Source organism: Pseudomonas khavaziana (assembly GCF_036704165.1).
Lineage (GTDB): Bacteria > Pseudomonadota > Gammaproteobacteria > Pseudomonadales > Pseudomonadaceae > Aquipseudomonas > Aquipseudomonas khavaziana.
In genome coordinates, this window is record NZ_CP129946.1 from 4,654,699 (window position 1) to 4,672,281 (window position 17,583).

Genomic DNA, 17,583 nt, shown 5'->3' on the forward strand with positions numbered 1-17,583 from the left:
TTTTTTTGACGCTACGCCGCTCTTATAGGGGAGGTAGCAACAAGGGTGCCAGCTCTGTGACAACTCGTAAGAAAAGGCGACAAAGCTTGTCGAACTTGTTACCGCACGTTTTTTGTAGGAGCGAGCTTGCTCGCGAAGAACTCATGGACCCCGCGAGCATCCAGGAAGCACGCGTTATCGTTGACGTTTTTCGCGAGCAAGCTCGCTCCTACAAAAAACGGTATTGGCGCGAAGTCAGGTGGCGAACAGATACGCTTCCACATCCATTCCCGCGTCGCGCATCTGTGCCAGCTTGTAGCGCAAGGTGCGCGGGCTGATGCCCAGGCGCTCGGCCGCTTCTTTGCGGCGGCCGCGTTCGGCGCGCAGGGTGTCGATGATCATCTGGAATTCGCGGCGGCGCAGGTCATCGCCCAGGGCACCGGCCGATTCCGCCTCGGCAACCACCGGCGCCGGCGCCAGGCTCGGCAACGGCGCCGCGCCATTGCCCATGGCCAGGCAGAAGTCCTGGGGCTGGATCAGGCCGCCCTGTTGCAAAATCAACGCGCGCTGGATCGCGTTGTCCAGTTCGCGCACGTTACCCGGCCACGGGTAGCTGACCAGGCAGGCCTGGGCCTCGGCCGACAGGCGCGCCTGGGCGTGCTTCATTTTTTTGACGTGGTTGTTCAGCAGGCGCTCGGCCAGCGGAAGAATGTCCGCCGGGCGTTCGCGCAACGGGCGCCAGGCCAGGGGAAACACCGATAACCGGTAGAACAGGTCTTCACGGAAGCGCCCCGCCGCCACCTCGCCGGCCAGGTCGCGGTTAGTGGTGGCGACCACGCGGATATCCAGCTGGATCGGCTTGCGTGCGCCCACCCGCTCCACTTCGCGCTCCTGCAACACGCGCAGCAACTTGGCCTGCAGGCCCAGCGGCATTTCCGAGATTTCGTCGAGCAGGATGGTGCCGCCGTCGGCCTGTTCGAACTTGCCGGCCTGGGCCGCGATGGCGCCGGTGAACGAGCCCTTTTCATGGCCGAACAAGGTGGCTTCAAGCATGTTGTCGGGGATCGCCGCGCAGTTGATCGCAATGAAGGGTTGCTTGGCACGGCTGGATTGCTGGTGAATGTAACGCGCCAGCACTTCTTTACCGGTGCCGGACTCGCCGGAAATCAGTACGGTGGAATCACTGCGCGCTACCCGCGCCGCCAATTCCAGCAATTGCGCGCTGGCCGGTTCAAAGGCAATCGGCCCATCGCCCTCGCCCGCCGAAATCACACCCAGGGCATGCCTGGCCACCAGTTCGATCAATGCCTTGGGCTCGAAAGGCTTGACTAGGTAATCCGCCGCGCCCTGGCGCATGGCGTCCACCGCCCGCTCCACGGCGCCATGGGCGGTCATCAGCAGCACCGGCAGCTGCGGCTGGCGTGCGCGCAGCAGGCCGAGCAACTGGTGACCGTCCATGCCGGGCATGTTGACGTCGCTGACCACCAGGCTGAAGGCCTCCTGCTCGACCGCCTCCAAGGCTTCCTCGGCAGAGCCGACCGCACGGTAGTCATGGCCCGCCAACAGCAGCGTATCAGCCAATGCTTCACGCAGGGCGCGATCGTCTTCCACCAATAAAACCTTGATAGCCATAGTCGTTTTACTCCGCGCTTGCCGCACTGGAAAACAGCGGCAAGGTCATCAATGCACAGGTGCCACGCCCCAGGCGGGAACGCAGCTGCAATTGTCCCTGATGGGCCCGGGCCACCGCCTTGACCACGGTCAGGCCCAGGCCAGTACCGTTGGCCTTGGTGGTAAAAAACGGTTCGCCCAGGCGTTGCAACACCTGCGGCTCGATGCCGCTGCCGCTGTCGCTGATACACAGGCGCAGGGTTTGTTCACGGGTATAGAGGTGCACTTTCAGGCGTGCGCCCGGGCCGCTGGCCTGGGTGGCATTTTCGATCAGGTTGAGCAGCGCGCCGACCAGGGTGTCGCGGTTGCACAGCAACTCGCCCTGGTGGCTGTCACACTGCCAACGCAGGTTGGCGTCCTGGACATGGGTGGCCGCCGCCGCTTGCAGGGACTGCATCAGGCCGGCAGGCGTGACGCGGTCGGTCAGCGGCAATTCGCCGCGGGCAAACACCAGCATGTCGCGCACCTGGTGCTCCAATTCATGCAGGCGCTCCTTGAGGCGCCCGGCAAAGCGTTGGTGGGTGGCGGCCGGCAATTGCTCATCAGTCAAATGACTGGCGTAGATCAACGCCGCCGACAACGGTGTGCGGATCTGATGGGCCAAGGATGCGACCATCCGCCCCAGCGACGACAAGCGTTCGTGGCGGGCCAGCTGGTCTTGCAGGTGACGGGTTTCTGTCAGGTCGTTGAGCAGCACCAATTGGCCCGGCTCGGCGTCCAGGGAGCGGGTAGCGATAGAGAGGCGACGCCCGTCCTTGAGGGAGACTTCATGGCCGTCGTCTTCACGCGGCGCAAAGCAGCGCGTGATGACTTCACGCCACAGCTCGCCTTCCAGCGGCAGGCCGAGCAGGTCGCAGGCGGCCGGGTTGGCTTCGCGCACGCGGCCCTGGTCGTCAATGACGATCACGCCACCGGGCAGCAGGTCCAGCAGGTTTTGCAGACGGTTGGCCAAGCGCTCTTTCTCGGCCAGCTCTTGCATGCGCTGGGCGCTGACCACCGCCAGTTCGCCTTTAAGCTCGGACACCCGGGCTTCGAGCAGACTGTAGGAGTCGGTCAGTTGGCTCGACATCTGGCTGAACTGTGAGAACGCTTGCTCCAGGCCCTGGCGGGTCGGCGGTTCTACAGGCGAAACCAGCCCCTGGATGGCAGGGGCCGTAGCTAGTTGGGCGGCGTGGGGCATGATGCTCTCTCGCTGGGCTGACCGTCAGTTAAACGGAACGTTGCGAGGGTTGTAGCAATACCCGTGCCGAAAAAATCGCCGGTGTCCGACCTCGCCAATACAGTTCCGTTTTGACGAGTGACTGTTGCTGTCAGACAAGGCGCCGCGACGACTCATAGCTCGCTATGGGGAGGAGCGGCAACGCAGTATGACGGCAACAGGCACCGTCATAAACTGAACAGTATTGGTGAGGTCGGGCACCCTAAATCAATGCGTTGAAAAACAGGCGTCAATCATCCGCCTGTTCATCGCCTTCTTTGCGGCTCATACCGTACTTGCGCATCTTCTCCACCAGGGTGGTTCGACGGATACGCAAACGCTCGGCGGCGCGGGCGACGATGCCATGGGCGTCGTCCAGGGCCTGTTGGATCAGCCCCTGTTCCAGGTTGCCGAGGTAGTCTTTGAGGTCCAGGCCTTCGGGCGGCAACAGCGCGGTGGCGCCGAAGTCCGGAGTATGGCCGTTGATCGCCACGCGCTCTTCCATGTCACTGCGCAGGCTGTCCAGTTGCTCGTCTTCATCGTCGACGTAGCGGAATTTCTTCGGCAACTCGACCACGCCGATCACCCCATAGGGGTGCATGATCGCCATGCGCTCCACCAGGTTGGCCAACTCGCGGACGTTGCCCGGCCAGCCGTGGCGGCACAGGGACATGATCGCGGCGGAGTTGAAGCGAATCGAACCGCGTTTCTCATGCTCCATGCGCGAGATCAGCTCGTTCATCAGCAACGGGATGTCTTCCACGCGCTCACGCAGCGGGGCCATTTCGATAGGGAATACGTTGAGGCGGTAATACAGGTCTTCGCGGAAGCTGCCGACCTCGATCATGCTTTCGAGGTTTTTGTGGGTGGCGGCAATGATGCGCACGTCGACACTCTGGGTCTTGTTGCTGCCCACGCGCTCGAAGGTACGCTCCTGCAGCACGCGCAGCAGCTTGACCTGCATCGGCAGCGGCATGTCGCCAATTTCGTCGAGGAACAGGGTGCCGCCATTGGCCAGTTCAAAGCGCCCGGCACGGCTGGTAATCGCCCCGGTAAAGGCGCCCTTCTCGTGGCCGAACAATTCGCTTTCCAGCAGCTCTGCCGGGATCGCCCCGCAGTTGACCGGCACGAACGGCCCGTCGCGGCGCTTGGAGTGATAGTGCAGGTTACGCGCGACCACTTCCTTGCCGGTGCCCGACTCGCCGAGGATCAGCACACTGGCGTCGGTATCGGCCACTTGCTGCATCATCTGGCGCACGTGCTGGATCGCCCGGCTGGTGCCGACGAGGCTGCGGAACAGGTTGGGTTCACGGTGACGGCCGCGCTCGCGGGCCTGGTCGTACATCTCGCGATAGACCTGGGCGCGGTGCAGGGAATCGAGCAATTTGCTGTAGCTGGGCGGCATTTCCAGATTGGAAAGCACACGGCGGCGCTGGTCTTCCGGCAGGTCCACGGAAGAAATATCGCCCATCAGCAACACTGGAAGGAACTCATCCCAGGTTGACAGTGTCTTTAACAAGCCCAGAACTGCGCCAGGAGCGTTTACCGTCCCGATCAACACACAGATGACTTCACGGCTCGACGCCAACGAGCTGACCGCCTGCTGCCAATCGTGGCTGCCGCAGGGCAAATTTTCTTCACCGAGAAAATTTAAAATCACCGCTAAATCGCGGCGGCGGACGCTATCGTCATCGATCAGCAGAATTTTGGTTTCACGCCACATGCAATAGCAACTTCCCTAGTAAAACTTCCTGCCCCGGAATGAGGGCAATCAAGACGCTTGTAAGATTTCTTACTTACTAGACGTCTGAAATCTGAAAACAGCACTAGTTAAGTCAAAAATGCTGGCACAGTCAAATATATGACGCACCGTTCGGACCAACTGAGCCCATTCAGCCGAACAGATGGTAAACCTTTGACGCATTTTTAGCTTGGTTGATCTGCGACATCTCTTCGAAAATCGCCTGGCGCTCGCCGGTCGTGACTTCCAGCAACTGCTGGTACACCACCAACAAACTTTCCAGTTTCTCGCGCAACGCGCCCTCGTCTACCGGTGCCTCATTGAGCACCTCATCAATCACCGCACGGCAACCCAGATCCAACTCCCCGACAGCTTCCCAATTACGCTCAGCCAGCGCGCCGAGAAGGGCTTCGCGGGTTTCGTCGATGCGTTGCAGTGCATGGCTCATAATGTGTACCTCAAGGCGATCGGCCTTATTGTGGAGCGATGGCATCCCAGCCGGTCTTGACGGTGATCAGCAGGCGCGCGACTTCGTCGATCATCTCGGCGTCATTGACACGGTTCGCCTCGACCAAGCGGTTGCCCATGTAGTTGTACAAGGCATCCAGACGCTGGATCGCTTCCGGGTCTTCGGCTTTCTCCGGCTCCAGGCCATCACGCAGGCCCGAAATGATTTCGATCGCCTTGCCCAGCATCAGGCCTTTTTGCGCGATATCCCCGCGACTCAACGCACCCTTGGCCTGCGCCATGCGGTCAAGGCCGCCCTCCATCAGCATCTGCACCAGGCGGTGCGGGCTGGCTTCGGAGACCTGCGCATGGGCGTTGACCTTCTGGTACTGACGAAGGGCTCTCATTGGGTTCATGTTGCTACCTCGTAACTGGCGACAATCGAATCGGTTTGCTTAACCAGTTTTTCGACCGTGGCGACAAAAACTTTAATCCCCAACCAAACGCAAAGGCCCTGAATCAGGGCCTGAAAGCGCGCCGTCCATCAGTTCGATTTCGGGTTGTTCAGCGAGTTGAGGGTGGTCAAGATGCTGGAGCTGCTGGCGTTGATCTGCGCGATCATGGTGTCCATGGCCGTGTACTTCGCGGTCAGGGATTTCTGCAAGGCGTCCATGCGTCGTGTCAGGTCGGCCGTCTCTTTGGTCAAGTCGGTCAACTTGTTGTTGAGATCCGTCGCCCGGGTTGCCAGGGTGCCCGTGGTACCCACGTAGCTCTTGGTCGCCTTGTTCATGCGCGTGATCAAGCCAGTGTCGCCGGTGAACAGCTTGGCAATATCGCCAGCGCCCTTGACCACAGCCTTGTCCCACGCCTTGTCATCCAGGCTCAGCAAACCGGTTTTCTGGTCGGTGCTGATGCCCATCTGCGCCAGGCTGGTCATGGTGCCCGCACCGGAACCGCTGACCAACTCGGAGCGCAGGCTGTTGACCAACTGACGCATCGACGCGTCGCCGGTCAACGCGCCCGCGGTGGTAGTGGAGGCGTCGCCGGTGGCGGTGACTTTGGTCTGGGTATTGATCGCCGTCATCAGCGTGTTGTACGCGCTGACGAACGACTGCACCGAGGTTTTCAAGGTGTCAGTGTTGCTGGCCACGGTGATGGTCGTGGGCTTTTTGAGGTCAATGGTGTCCAGCAACTCCAGCGTCACGCCGCTGATCGCTGACGTGATTTTGTTACTGTTGGAAGACATCTCGATGTCGTCGATGGAGTACTTGGCATTGGTCGGAGCCGTGCCTTTGTCATACCCGGTGGCCAACTGCGAATCACCGCTGAGGGTGATGTCGGTGCCTTCGCCCATATTAGTCGACGTCAGTACTAACCGCGCGCCATTGGAGTCGCTCAGCACGTTGGCGCTGATGCCTTGGGACGAGAGCTGGGTATTGATGGACTCGCGCACCTGCTGCAGGGTCGCGCCGCCGGGGATCACCACATCGTAGCTTTTGCCCGACTGATTGATGGTCAGCGTCTGGTCTTCGTCCGTGCTGTTAGCCTTGCCGGTTGCGCCGTCAACATTCACCGCAGTGGTGACTTTCGAGGCGGTCGCCAGATTAGTGACTTTCAACACGTACTTGCCGCTGGATGCGCCGTCACCCAGAGTGACCTTGGCGTTTTTTTCTTCCGAAGAAGACGCCGCCAACCCGTTGAAGGCCGAGGTATTGTTCAACTTGGTGATCGCCGCCTGGTAGGCTTCCAACGCCGTCTTGACCGAGCCCACGGCCGACAACTGCACGGTGGCTTTTTTCTGCTCGTTGGTGATCTGAGCCTGCTTGGGTGCCTGCTCGGCACCGACCAACGCCTTGACGATAGCCTGGGTGTCGTAGCCCGAACCTGGGCCGGAAATCGTTGAACTAGCCATTTGCCATTCTCCTTGTCCTGGGGCGGCCGTTTTTTTGGCGCTTAAACGCTTAGACCGCTATCAGAAACATGTTTCGTGCCAACTCAAGCCTTGCTATCAAACAACAGGCTGCCAGCATCGCTCAGGTTCTGCGCCAATTTCAGCGCAGTCTCTGATGGTATCTGTCGAATTACTTCACCACTGTCGGTGGCGATCACCTTGACCACTACCTTGCCGGTGGAGTCATCGATGGAAAAATCCAGGTTGCGCTGGGAAGCCTGCACAAACTCACGTATATCGGTAACAGCCTTTTCCAGCGCCATGCGCTGCGGCTCTTCGACCTTGGCCGGTTCACTGCTGGCCGCTGGCTTTACCGGGGCCAATACAGCGCCAAGACTGGCCTGTGCCGTGCTTGCGGGGTAAGACGGGTTCAGCTTGATGCTCATGTCCATGTCACCACCTCCAAACTGAAAAAACGGAAGGGCACGTCGTTAAACGCACCCTCCCGTTATTTAACCGCTAGCGCTATTACTGAAGCAGCTTCAGAACAGACGATGGCAGTTGGTTGGCCTGGGACAGGATCGCAGTGGAAGCCTGTTGCAGGGTTTGTTGCTTGGTCAGCTCGGCGGCTTCAGAAGCGAAGTCAGCGTCTTCTACGCGGCCTTTGGCAGCGGAGGAGTTCTGCGAAATGCTCTGCAGGTTGGCCACGGTGCTGGCGAAGCGGTTTTGTACGGCACCCAGCTGCGAACGCTGGCTGTCGATTTGCTGCATGGCGTCGTCCAGAGCTTGAACAGCCTGCTGCGAAGCAGCAGCAGTCAGGATGTTCAGGTCGGAAACGCTAGTTTCCATGGTGACAGCCGCCTTGGTACCAGCGTCAGAAACAGCGGTCAGGCCCAGAGCTTTCAGACCGGTACCAGCGCTGCCGTCTTTGATAGTAATGTCTTTGTCTGCGAACAGGTTGAGAGTACCGTCAGCGTTTTTGCTGGCTTGTACACCGGTGCTGGCGCTGTTGATCGAAGCTACTACTGCGTCAGCGGTATCACCCTTCTTGAACTTAACTTCAACACCGTTTACGTCGATAGAGGTGTCAGCGGTCAGCTTAGCCTGGGTAGTACCGGCCGACAGGCCCAACTGCGACAGCGAACCGCTCGTGGTGTTGGACAGCTTGATGTCTGCGCCGTCACCCGAGGTCAACTTGACACGGCCTTCAGTGAAGGTCGCCGATGCACCAGTCGCTGTACCACCAGCAGCGGCGGTCAGGTCAGTGAGAACGCTAGCCATGGTAGCGTTTTTATCCCACTTTACCTCAGTACCATTCACAGAAATGGAGCCGGCAGAGGTCAAATTGCTGGTAGTAGGGATGTTAGCTGCAGCAGTGAGATTGAGACTGGCCAAGCCATCAGTTTTGGCAGCGACAGGGGGTGGGCCAGGAATTGCAGCAGCAACCTCACCAGCTTCAAGCTTGATCGCCTTGGTGGAGGACAATGTCAGGACGCCATCGGCGTCGGCACTAGCAGTAACACCAGTGGTAGCGGTCTGCTTATTGATAGCCTCAACAGCTGCTGCGCCCTTGTCAGTAGCAGCGAAAGCACCAAGGCTGATTACTGTACCGTTAATCTTTAGAGTGTCGGTAGCCGCTGTCGCGCCCGCAGCAGCGGTGCCCGTAGTAGTGGCTTTATCAGTGAGTACCGAACCAGTAGCAGTCGCGGCCAAACCAGTCAATGCAGTGCTGTTAACGCTGGCTTCTTTGTAGTTACCCTTCAGAGCAGTGGAGCTGATGTCGGTCATACCGAACGAGATAGTCTCGTTGGCGTTGGCGCCGATCTGGAAGGCTACGTTGCTGAACGAGCCGTCGAGCAGGTTACGACCACCGAAGGTGGTAGTGCTGGCGATACGGTTCAGCTCACCCACTTTAGCGGTGAATTCCTGCTGCAGGGAAACACGGTCAGCGTCGCTTTTATCACCGTTGGCCGCTTGCAGGGCAAGTTCACGCAGACGCTGCAGGGTGTTGGTGGATTCCTGCATTGCGCCTTCAGCGGTCTGGGCAATCGACACGCCGTTGTTGGCGTTGGCGATGGCAACGTTCAGGCCTTTGACCTGGTTGTTCAGACGGTTGGCGATCTGCATGCCGGCAGCGTCGTCTTTGGCGCTGTTGATTTTCAGGCCGGAGGACAGACGGTTCATCGACTGGCTCAGAGCGTCGGAAGCTTTGTTCAGGTTCTTCTGGACACCCAGGGAGGTGATGTTGGTGTTTACTGATAATGCCATGACGAAATCCTCGTGGTTTGGATACTGCGGCTTCCGGCCCTGGCGACCGCCGGGTGTGGCCTAGAGAACCTACGTAATAGTTATCGTCGTGGTAGCCGGTTGCTTGAGGATTTTTTTGATTTTTTTTAGTAGCCCTGTGCCAGCCCTTGTATTTCAAGGCCTTATAGAGACGTGAAACGCCAGCAATCACGGGTTACTGGCGCCAAAACTTCGCCTTCAAGACAGCCCCCTTGTAGGAGCGAGCTTGCTCGCGAAGAGCGTTAACGATGACGCGGGCATTCAGGATACACGCGGCGCTCTCAGGTTCTTCGCGAGCAAGCTCGCTCCTACAGGGGGCACAAAAAAACGCCGATGATCGAAGGATCATCGGCGTTTTTTATGCAGCGGCTAAAACATCACGGGCGATAGAGGATCGCCGAGCCCCACGACAGGCCCACACCAAAACCACTGATCGCCACACGCTTCCAGGTGGCGTCCATCACGTGCTTTTCCAGCAGCAACGGAATGCTCGACGACACGGTGTTACCGGTCTCGACCATGTCCTTGATGAACTTGTCCACCGGCGCCTCTTCGAAACGGCGCGCCACGGCATCGACGATGGCCGCACTGCCCTGGTGGATACAGAAGGCATCGATGTCATCGGCCTTGAGGTCCGACTCGGCGAGCAGCTCGTGCAAGTGCGCCGGCACCTTGAGCAAGGCGAAGTTGAACACTTGGCGGCCATTCATGAAGAACACGCCGTCGCTGACCTTCAGGTGCGGCGCGCCGGAGCCGTCGGTGCCGAACTTGGATTTGCCCAGCAACCAGGGTGCATCTTCGCCCATCCAGGTGGCGGTGGCGGCATCGCCGAACAGCATGGTGGTGTTGCGGTCTTCCGGATCAACGATCTTCGAATACGGGTCGGCGGTGATCAGCAGGCCGTTTTTCAGGCCGGCGGCTTCCATGAAGCCCTTCATCGCATAGATGCCATAGACGTAGCCGGAGCAGCCCAGGGAGATATCGAAGGCTGCCACGTGGGTCGGCAGACCCAGTTTGTCCTGGACGATGGCTGCGGTGTGAGGCAAGCCCTCTTCATCGCCGTTCTGGGTGACGACGATCAGCGCGTCGATGGACTCGCGCTTCAACTCCGGGTTGTTGGCAAATAAAGCGTTGACCGCTTCGACACACAGGTCGGACGTCTCCTGTGCCGCTTCCTTGCGCGGCAGGAACGCCGAACCGATCTTGCCGATGATGAACTCTTCATCCTTGGCGAATTTGGCACCCTGGGCGTAGTTATCGATCCCGTCTGCCGGCACGTAACTGGCGATGCTTTTTATGCCAATCATTATGGCTTCCCAATACTAAATAGCTGGAGAACACCCCTCGGGCTACGCCGGGAGTGCTGACAATAAAGGGGATAACCCCATGAAAATCTCGCTGAAAGCCACCGCGCAAGGACCCTGCGACGACTTATCCTTTTCACACGATACAGTGAAGATGCGCTTTATGACTCACAGGTCACTCAATTTTGTGTGCTTTGTGCAAAACCTTTCAACAATTAAACCCCATAAACGACAACGGCCCGCCCTGTTTCCAGAGTAGGCCGCTTGACTAAAAGCCGTTTACATCTTGTTGAACAGGCTCAACTGCGAGATTTTCACAAAGGCCAGCTGCGAGGCCTGCAACATGGTCTGCTGCAAGCTCAGGTTGATGGCCGCTTCGGCGAAGTCGACGTTGCCCAAGGCATTCATGGTGGTGGTATTGGCCAGGTCCAGGCTGACGTTTTCCTTGGACTGAATGTCCAGGCCATTGAGGCGCGCACCCAGGGAGCCGCGCGCTTGGTCGATCTGGCTGTAGGCATTGGTCAGGTTGCCAATGGACTTGGCCACCACATCCTTGAGTTCCTTCTGCGCCGCCGGATTGCCGTCTGACGGCGTTTCCAGGATTTTGCGCAAATGGCTCAGGGTGTCGAGGACGTTTTCGTTCTTGTTGCTGGTGGCGCCGATCGAAAACTGGTCGCCGGCGGCTGGAGCCGGCGCGGTGGTGACATCGAAGGTCACCCCTGCCGCCGTGATCGAGGTTGCACCGGCCGCCAGGGTACCGCTGGCGATGGATTGGCTGTCTGCCGTATAAGGCTGCGCGTACAGGTCATAGGCGCCGGCCGCACCGAACTTGACGATGACACCGGAGTTGGGAAAGGTACTGGCGTAGGCCGCCGGATCGCTCACCGTGCCACCACTCAGCTGTGCAGTGGAGGGATTACTCGGGGTGCGCGATACGCTGAAGGTGTCCGGCTTGACCGAGAGGCTGAATTCCCGATCCTTGACAATGGCGTCTGCTGGCGCGCCGGGCAGTATGTCCTTGCCCAGCGCGTCCTTGCCCAGGTTCAAGCCAATGTCGAACTTGACCCCGCGCAGCTTGATACTCGATCCGCCTTCCTTGGTGGCATCGAAAGTGCCGTTGCCCGGAATCTCAGAGGTAATGTCTTTGCCGGCATTGTCGGTTACTACATATTGAGTGCTGCTGGTGAAGGTCAACTTATACGGCTGACCATCGGAAAAACTGCTGTTATAGCTGGTGTTAGCCGCAATCAGGCCGGCCGACACCGTGACCTTCCCATCATCGACCGCTGGCGGCACAAGGATAGGTGCTGTTTGCGTACGGCCAGTGTTCGCCGAGCTTTCCAGCATGCTTTTGGCGGTATTGCCCATGGCTACCGACAGGTTCTCCGCAACCTTCAGGCTCAACGGCGTGTCATCGCCCTGGTAGCTGTAGGTGCCATCATTGTTACGGGCGTAGGGAGGCGTGTCGGTCTTGCTCCCGGAGAACATGTAATTACCACTGGCGTCCTTGGTATTGAGCAAGCCCAGGACTTGGTCTTCAATGGCGCCGATCTCCGCGGCGGTCGATTTACGATCCGCGTCACTGATGCCGACGTTACCCGCTTTGAGCGCCAACTCGCTGGCCCTCTGAATCGCGATATTGATATTTTCCAGCACGCTTTCCTGGGTGGTCAGCGAGTTTTTCAGGGTGTCGATGTTGCCATTGAACTGCCCCAGCATGTCTTTCTGCTGCTGCAGCATCAGCAAGCGCGCCGCCGCTACCGGATCATCCGCGGCGGTTTGCACACGAACACCGGTGCTGGCCTGGTCCTGGGCCTTGACCACACTGGAATAGTTGTTCTGATACTTGGCAGAGCTGGTCTCGAAATACTGCTGTGTAGAAATACGCATCGTCCCAGCCTCCTTTAAAGGGCATTCATCAGTGTGGTGAAGGTTTCCTGCGCAGCCTTGATGATCTGCGACGACGCGGTGTAGTACTGCTGGAACTTGATCATGTCGCCCGCTTCGTCATCCAGGTTGACCCCGGACACCGAGTTGCGCGCTTCCTTGTTGGCGCTCAGCAAGGCGCCGGTGGCGGCGGTGTCGACTCCGGCCTGGCTGGCCTTGGCCCCCACTTGCGAGACCAGCTTGCTGTTGGCCCCCACCAGGCTGGTGCCGCCATTGCCATCGCCCATGCCGACGGTGGCCTTGGTTTGCAGGTTCAGCAGTTCCTGGGCGTTGCGGCCGTCGGACTTGCCGCCACTGTTGAAGGCGAATGTGGTGCTGTCGCCTTCTGCCGGTGAACCGTTAACGGTGGTGTCGAACTTGAAGCTCTTGCCAGGGATAGCGGCACCGCTGGCGTCGCGCATCGGCACGTCCACGGTGATCTTGTTGCCCTGCCCCGGAATAATCGAGCCGGTGCTGATCGGGTTGCCCTTGGCATCGCTGATCGTGTAGGACTGCGTACCATCGGCGGCCGGTTTGGCAAAGACCATTTTCACCGGCATCGAGTTTTCAATACCGGCGCGCAACTGTGCGGTGTCGGCGCCGCCATTAATATCCAGCGGTACTGTCAGGGACGGCTGGGTGAACGTGCCCGTGCCACTGTTGGTGTTGCTGCTGGTACCCGCCAACGGGCCGGCAAACGCCAGCTTGTTCGCATCGGTGAGCGCCACGCCAATCGCACTGGCCCCGGTGGCAGTCGGGCTGACCTTGAAGCTGTCGCCATAGGCCATCGTGCCCTTGCCATCCAGTGCCAGGGTAAAGCCGTCCATGGTCGGCGGCGGCGTAGAGGACATATCAAAGGTGCCCATGGCCTTGCCGTCCGAACGCAGTACCGTGACCTTGTTGGGGTCGGTCTTGTCGTTGAAGCTCACGGTGTAGTCGAACGCGGACAACTTGCTGCTGTCCTTGATCGTCACATTCAGGTTGCTTGCCCCGGCACTGTTGCCCGCTGCCCCCTGGCTGCGCGACGCAATGGCGACGGCGCTGTTGATGTCTTTGAACAACGAAACGCCGAAGTCACCATTGAGGTCCAGGCCTTGGCCCAGTTGATTGTTGATGGTGTCTGCGGTGGCTATGGCGATACGGCCCAGGTCGTTGATAGCCGGCATCAAGGCATCACTGCGATAACGCAACAGGCCGCCGATGCTGCCGCCGCTGATCACGCCGCCCAGGTCCATGGGGGTGCCGTTGTTGTCCAACTGAATGGTGTACTGGCTGTTATCGGTTTTGCTCGGCACTGCGGAAATCGTATTGGAGATCCCGCCTTCTACCAGGGACTGGCCGGTGCCGGTGGTCACGCTGAACTGGCCGTTCTTCTCGGTGGCCGTTACGCCGATCAGCTCATTGAGCGAGCGTACCGCCTCGTTACGCGAATCCAGCAGGTTGGCCGGCGCATTGCCCGACGCGCCTTGCACCTGGGTGATCTGCTTGTTGAGCGAGGCAATCGAGGCGGTCAATTGATTGACCTGCTCACTCATGCTGCTCAGTTGGTTGTTGATGGTCTCTTTCTGCTGGGTCAACTGCGTCGAGATCGCGTTGAAACGACTGCTCAGGGTCTGGGCGTTGGTCACCAGCAGTTGCCGCGCAGACAGATCATTGGGGTTGGACGCCGCGGTCTGCAGGGTGGCGAAGAACGAACTGAGCACCGAGGACAAACCGGTGGTCTTGTCCGACAACACTTTGTCGACGGCACCGACCTGATCCAGATATGCCTTGGCATCGTTGTTCAGGGCCGTGCTGTTCTGGTAGGCGGTGTCGAGGTATTCGTTGTACACCCGGCGCACGTCAGCCAGGGTGGTGCCGGTGCCGATGAACACACCGCCGAACGGGTTCGACGCGTTGGTATTCTGCGTGGTCTGCTGACGCGAGTACCCTGGGGTATTAACGTTGGCGATGTTATTACTCAAGACCGACAGCGATCCTTGAGCGGCGTTGAGCCCTGACATCCCGATACTGAGCAAACTCATGGTTCAGACCTTATAAATGTGTGGTTGCGCCAGCGGCAGCGTAGTTCTGGTAACTGTTCATATTTTTTGCGATCTGCGAAATCTTGCTGGCGTAAGCCGGATCGGTTGCATAACCGGCTTTTTGCAACTCGCGTACAAACTGTTCCGGGTTATCGGCTGATTTCACAACTTCTTTATAGCGATCATGGCTTTGCAGCAGAGTCACGAGGTCGTGGAAGCTGTCCTGGTAGGAGTTGTAGGAACGGAACTGCGCCGTTTCCTTGACCATCGCGCCATCGCGGAACTCACTGGTGATCGCACGGGCCTGGCCGCCCTGCCAACTCTGGCCGGCCTTGATGCCGAACAGGTTGTGGCTGCTGCTGCCGTCCTCGGCGCGCATCACCGATTTGCCCCAGCCGGTTTCCAGTGCGGCCTGGGCCACCAGGTACTTGGGATCGATACCGATACGCGCGGCGGCCGCCTTGGCCATCGGCAGCATGGTGGCGACGAATTCGTCCTGGGAGCTGAAGGCTTTTTTCGCCGGCGCCAGCGGTGGCTGGGCAATGGCGCGGCCATAGACCTGCATTTGTCCGCTTGGCACGGCAAAGCTGCGGGCGGCGCTGCTGACCACATTGTCGTCGGCGGCACTGTTGCGCAGGGGCGCGCTTTTGGCTTCGGCAGTGACCGGGGCGCTCGGCACGATGCCCGCCAGCAGGCGGTCGGCCAGTTTGCTTGGCAAGGCGATACGGCGCTGGTTCATCAGCTCCATGTCGTTGGTGTGCGCACTGGTGCCCTCAGGAACCGCCACGCGATACGCCCACAAAGGCCGCTGACCATTGGAGCGGCCCAGCGGCCCGTCGGCCTGGGTACCGGCGCCAATCTCGGTCGGCACATCGACTTTCTTCACCGGCACATCCGCTGCCGGGCCTTGCAAGGTGGCGGCCTGGGCCTGCACCGGCTTGTTCTTCTGCATCTGGCGCATCAGCACGTCGGCCAGGCCGATACCGCCGCCTTCGCGGGACATCGAGACCGCCAACTGCTGGTCGTACATTTCCTGATACTGCTTGGCCGCCGGGGTGTTCAGCGGGTTGTCCTTGCCCAGGGCGTCGGTGGCCGAGCGCATGGACTTGAGCATCTCGTTAAGGAACAGCGACTCGAACTCCTGCGCCACCTTGCGCATATTGCCTTCGCTGTTCTTATCGGCGCCGACCTTGAGCTGGTTAAGCCGGTTCAAGTCGGAGTAAGACCCCGAGTCCGCCGTGCTGCTGATGCCGCTTTTGCGCATATCCATGGCCATGGCCTCAGATCACAATGAGGTCGGCTTGCAAGGCGCCGGCCTGTTTCAAAGCTTCAAGGATCGCCATCAAGTCACCGGGCGCTGCGCCCACCTGGTTCACCGCGCGGACAATCTCGTCCAGGGTGGTGCCGGGGCCGAACTTGAACATCGGCTTGGCTTCTTGCTGGGCGTTGACCCGCGAACGCGGGACCACGGCGGTCTGGCCGTTGGACAGCGGCCCCGGCTGGCTGACGATCGGGTCTTCGGTGATGGTCACCGTCAGGCTGCCGTGGGTCACCGCTGCCGGCGAAACCTTGACGTTCTGACCGATCACGATAGTGCCGGTACGCGAATTGATAATGACTTTTGCCACGGCCTGGCCGGGGTCGACTTCAAGGTTTTCCAGGATCGACAGGTAGTCCACGCGCTGGCTTGGGTCCAGCGGCGCGGTGACGCGAATCGAGCCGCCGTCGATGGCCTGGGCTACACCAGGGCCAAGCATATCGTTGATCTTGTCGACCACGCGCTTGGCGGTGGTGAAGTCGGAACGGTTGAGGTTCAGGGTCAGGCTGTTGCCCTGGTTGAACCCGCTCGGCACGGTGCGTTCAACCGAGGCGCCACCGGGGATGCGCCCGGCCGACGGTACGTTGACGGTGATCTTCGAACCATCGCGGCCTTCGGCGTCAAACCCGCCCACCACCAGGTTGCCCTGGGCGATGGCGTAGACGTTGCCGTCGATACCTTTGAGCGGCGTCATCAGCAAGGTGCCGCCACGCAGGCTCTTGGAGTTACCCATGGACGAAACGGTGATATCCACCACCTGGCCCGGCTTGGCGAACGGCGGCAAGTCGGCGCTGATCGACACGGCGGCGACGTTCTTCAACTGGACGTTGCCCGAGCCTGGCGGCACCTTGATGCCGAACTGCGAGAGCATGTTGTTGAAGGTCTGCAGGGTGAACGGCGTCTGGGTGGTCTGGTCGCCCGTGCCGTTGAGCCCCACCACCAGGCCATAGCCGATCAACTGGTTGGAGCGCACGCCGGAAATACTGGCGATGTCCTTCAGGCGTTCGGCCTGGGCCACAGCGCTTAAGGCCAGCAAGAGTGCCGTCGCCATCAGCTGTTTGAAGTTCAAAGTGGCCACCTAGAAAGGGAACAGCGGGCTAAGGAAGAACCGGTCGAACCAGCCCGGCTGACTGGCATCAGCAAACGAACCCGTACCCGAGTAGGTGATGCGTGCATCGGCAATCCGCGTCGAAGGCACGGTGTTGTCGGTGGAAATATCATCGGCGCGGACCATCCCGGCAATGCGCACCAGCTCATCGCCGGTGTTGAGGGTCATCCACTTCTCGCCGCGTATGGCGATGATGCCGTTGGGCAATACGTCGGCCACGGTCACGGTGATCGAACCGGTCAGGCTGTTGCCCTGCCCTGCCGCACTCTTGCCATTGGTGGCGCGGTCGCCGCTGTAGCCGGCGTCCAGGCTCAGGTCACCGCCGCCCAAGGGGTTGTTGGTGTTGAGGCCGCCGCCGAACAACGAGGTCAGGCCGATGCTGGTCTTGCTGTTCTTGCCGATCTGCGAGTTGGCGTTCTTGCTGGCCTGGGTCTTCTCGTTGAGGGTGATGGTGATGATGTCACCGACCCGGAACGCCTTGCGGTCGCTGTACAGGTTCTGTTCGAAACCGGCCTGGTAGATCGAGCCGTTATTGGCCGCCGCCGGCAATGGCGTGCGCGGCAACACCGGCGCGTAGTACGGGTCATTGGGCTTTGGCGTCGGGGCAACACACCCCGCGAGCACGGCGATCCCACTCAATGCCAAAACGGAAACATAGCGATTCATGACCCTTACCTCATGGTGTTGCAG

14 protein-coding genes are annotated in these 17,583 nt (G+C 59.9%); all 14 read right to left on the reverse strand.

Annotated elements, in window-relative coordinates:
• Positions 1-234 precede the first annotated feature (234 nt).
• The gene (locus QYQ93_RS20665) at positions 235-1,611 is read right to left on the reverse strand and encodes a sigma-54-dependent transcriptional regulator (RefSeq protein WP_043049680.1); all 1,377 of its coding nucleotides are present in this window, start codon (positions 1,609-1,611) and stop codon (positions 235-237) included.
• Between the two features lie 7 nt (positions 1,612-1,618).
• Positions 1,619-2,830: a sensor histidine kinase gene (locus QYQ93_RS20670; RefSeq protein ID WP_043049679.1), complete on the reverse strand. Its 1,212-nt coding sequence runs from the start codon at positions 2,828-2,830 to the stop codon at positions 1,619-1,621.
• A 268-nt stretch (positions 2,831-3,098) separates the two neighbouring features.
• Positions 3,099-4,571, reverse strand: a complete 1,473-nt coding sequence (locus tag QYQ93_RS20675) for a sigma-54 dependent transcriptional regulator (RefSeq protein WP_043049678.1) — start codon at positions 4,569-4,571, stop codon at positions 3,099-3,101.
• Between the two features lie 169 nt (positions 4,572-4,740).
• Positions 4,741-5,037, reverse strand: a complete 297-nt coding sequence (locus tag QYQ93_RS20680; RefSeq protein ID WP_043049677.1) for a hypothetical protein — start codon at positions 5,035-5,037, stop codon at positions 4,741-4,743.
• 25 nt (positions 5,038-5,062) lie between these two features.
• Positions 5,063-5,452, reverse strand: coding sequence for a flagellar export chaperone FliS (fliS, locus tag QYQ93_RS20685; protein WP_043049676.1), 390 nt, complete (start codon positions 5,450-5,452; stop codon positions 5,063-5,065).
• A gap of 128 nt (positions 5,453-5,580) precedes the next feature.
• Positions 5,581-6,948 (reverse strand): flagellar filament capping protein FliD, encoded by a 1,368-nt coding sequence (gene fliD / locus QYQ93_RS20690; protein WP_338475382.1) that lies wholly within the window; start codon positions 6,946-6,948, stop codon positions 5,581-5,583.
• Between the two features lie 83 nt (positions 6,949-7,031).
• The gene (locus QYQ93_RS20695; RefSeq protein ID WP_338475383.1) at positions 7,032-7,379 is read right to left on the reverse strand and encodes a flagellar protein FlaG; all 348 of its coding nucleotides are present in this window, start codon (positions 7,377-7,379) and stop codon (positions 7,032-7,034) included.
• 76 nt (positions 7,380-7,455) lie between these two features.
• Positions 7,456-9,195 (reverse strand): flagellin, encoded by a 1,740-nt coding sequence (locus QYQ93_RS20700; protein WP_043049673.1) that lies wholly within the window; start codon positions 9,193-9,195, stop codon positions 7,456-7,458.
• Between the two features lie 395 nt (positions 9,196-9,590).
• Positions 9,591-10,520: a ketoacyl-ACP synthase III gene (locus QYQ93_RS20705; protein WP_005790096.1), complete on the reverse strand. Its 930-nt coding sequence runs from the start codon at positions 10,518-10,520 to the stop codon at positions 9,591-9,593.
• 276 nt (positions 10,521-10,796) lie between these two features.
• Positions 10,797-12,407 carry a flagellar hook-associated protein 3 gene (locus QYQ93_RS20710; protein ID WP_338475384.1) on the reverse strand — a complete coding sequence of 537 codons (1,611 nt, stop codon included), beginning with the start codon at positions 12,405-12,407 and terminating at the stop codon, positions 10,797-10,799.
• 14 nt (positions 12,408-12,421) lie between these two features.
• Complete coding sequence (gene flgK / locus QYQ93_RS20715) at positions 12,422-14,467, reverse strand: flagellar hook-associated protein FlgK (protein ID WP_043049671.1); 2,046 nt, start codon at positions 14,465-14,467, stop codon at positions 12,422-12,424.
• 10 nt (positions 14,468-14,477) lie between these two features.
• Entirely contained in the window at positions 14,478-15,743 is a 1,266-nt protein-coding gene (gene flgJ / locus QYQ93_RS20720) for a flagellar assembly peptidoglycan hydrolase FlgJ (RefSeq protein WP_043049670.1), read from the reverse strand.
• Between the two features lie 4 nt (positions 15,744-15,747).
• Complete coding sequence (locus tag QYQ93_RS20725) at positions 15,748-16,836, reverse strand: flagellar basal body P-ring protein FlgI (protein ID WP_161793246.1); 1,089 nt, start codon at positions 16,834-16,836, stop codon at positions 15,748-15,750.
• Positions 16,837-16,863: 27 nt separating this feature from the next.
• A complete protein-coding gene (gene flgH / locus QYQ93_RS20730; RefSeq protein ID WP_005790104.1) occupies positions 16,864-17,559 on the reverse strand; it encodes a flagellar basal body L-ring protein FlgH in 696 nt (231 codons plus the stop codon).
• Positions 17,560-17,583: the final 24 nt, after the last annotated feature.

Bases quoted from the DNA above. Each gene is read 5' to 3' on its own strand.
- QYQ93_RS20700 (WP_043049673.1), bottom strand. From the start codon at position 9,195: ATGGCATTATCAGTAAACACCAACATCACCTCCCTGGGTGTCCAGAAG.
- QYQ93_RS20670 (WP_043049679.1), bottom strand. From the start codon at position 2,830: ATGCCCCACGCCGCCCAACTAGCTACGGCCCCTGCCATCCAGGGGCTG.
- flgJ (WP_043049670.1), bottom strand. From the start codon at position 15,743: ATGGCCATGGATATGCGCAAAAGCGGCATCAGCAGCACGGCGGACTCG.
- flgH (WP_005790104.1), bottom strand. From the start codon at position 17,559: ATGAATCGCTATGTTTCCGTTTTGGCATTGAGTGGGATCGCCGTGCTC.
- flgK (WP_043049671.1), bottom strand. From the start codon at position 14,467: ATGAGTTTGCTCAGTATCGGGATGTCAGGGCTCAACGCCGCTCAAGGA.
- QYQ93_RS20705 (WP_005790096.1), bottom strand. From the start codon at position 10,520: ATGATTGGCATAAAAAGCATCGCCAGTTACGTGCCGGCAGACGGGATC.
- fliD (WP_338475382.1), bottom strand. From the start codon at position 6,948: ATGGCTAGTTCAACGATTTCCGGCCCAGGTTCGGGCTACGACACCCAG.
- QYQ93_RS20665 (WP_043049680.1), bottom strand. From the start codon at position 1,611: ATGGCTATCAAGGTTTTATTGGTGGAAGACGATCGCGCCCTGCGTGAA.
- QYQ93_RS20710 (WP_338475384.1), bottom strand. From the start codon at position 12,407: ATGCGTATTTCTACACAGCAGTATTTCGAGACCAGCTCTGCCAAGTAT.
- QYQ93_RS20725 (WP_161793246.1), bottom strand. From the start codon at position 16,836: ATGGCGACGGCACTCTTGCTGGCCTTAAGCGCTGTGGCCCAGGCCGAA.
- fliS (WP_043049676.1), bottom strand. From the start codon at position 5,452: ATGAACCCAATGAGAGCCCTTCGTCAGTACCAGAAGGTCAACGCCCAT.
- QYQ93_RS20695 (WP_338475383.1), bottom strand. From the start codon at position 7,379: ATGGACATGAGCATCAAGCTGAACCCGTCTTACCCCGCAAGCACGGCA.
- QYQ93_RS20675 (WP_043049678.1), bottom strand. From the start codon at position 4,571: ATGTGGCGTGAAACCAAAATTCTGCTGATCGATGACGATAGCGTCCGC.
- QYQ93_RS20680 (WP_043049677.1), bottom strand. From the start codon at position 5,037: ATGAGCCATGCACTGCAACGCATCGACGAAACCCGCGAAGCCCTTCTC.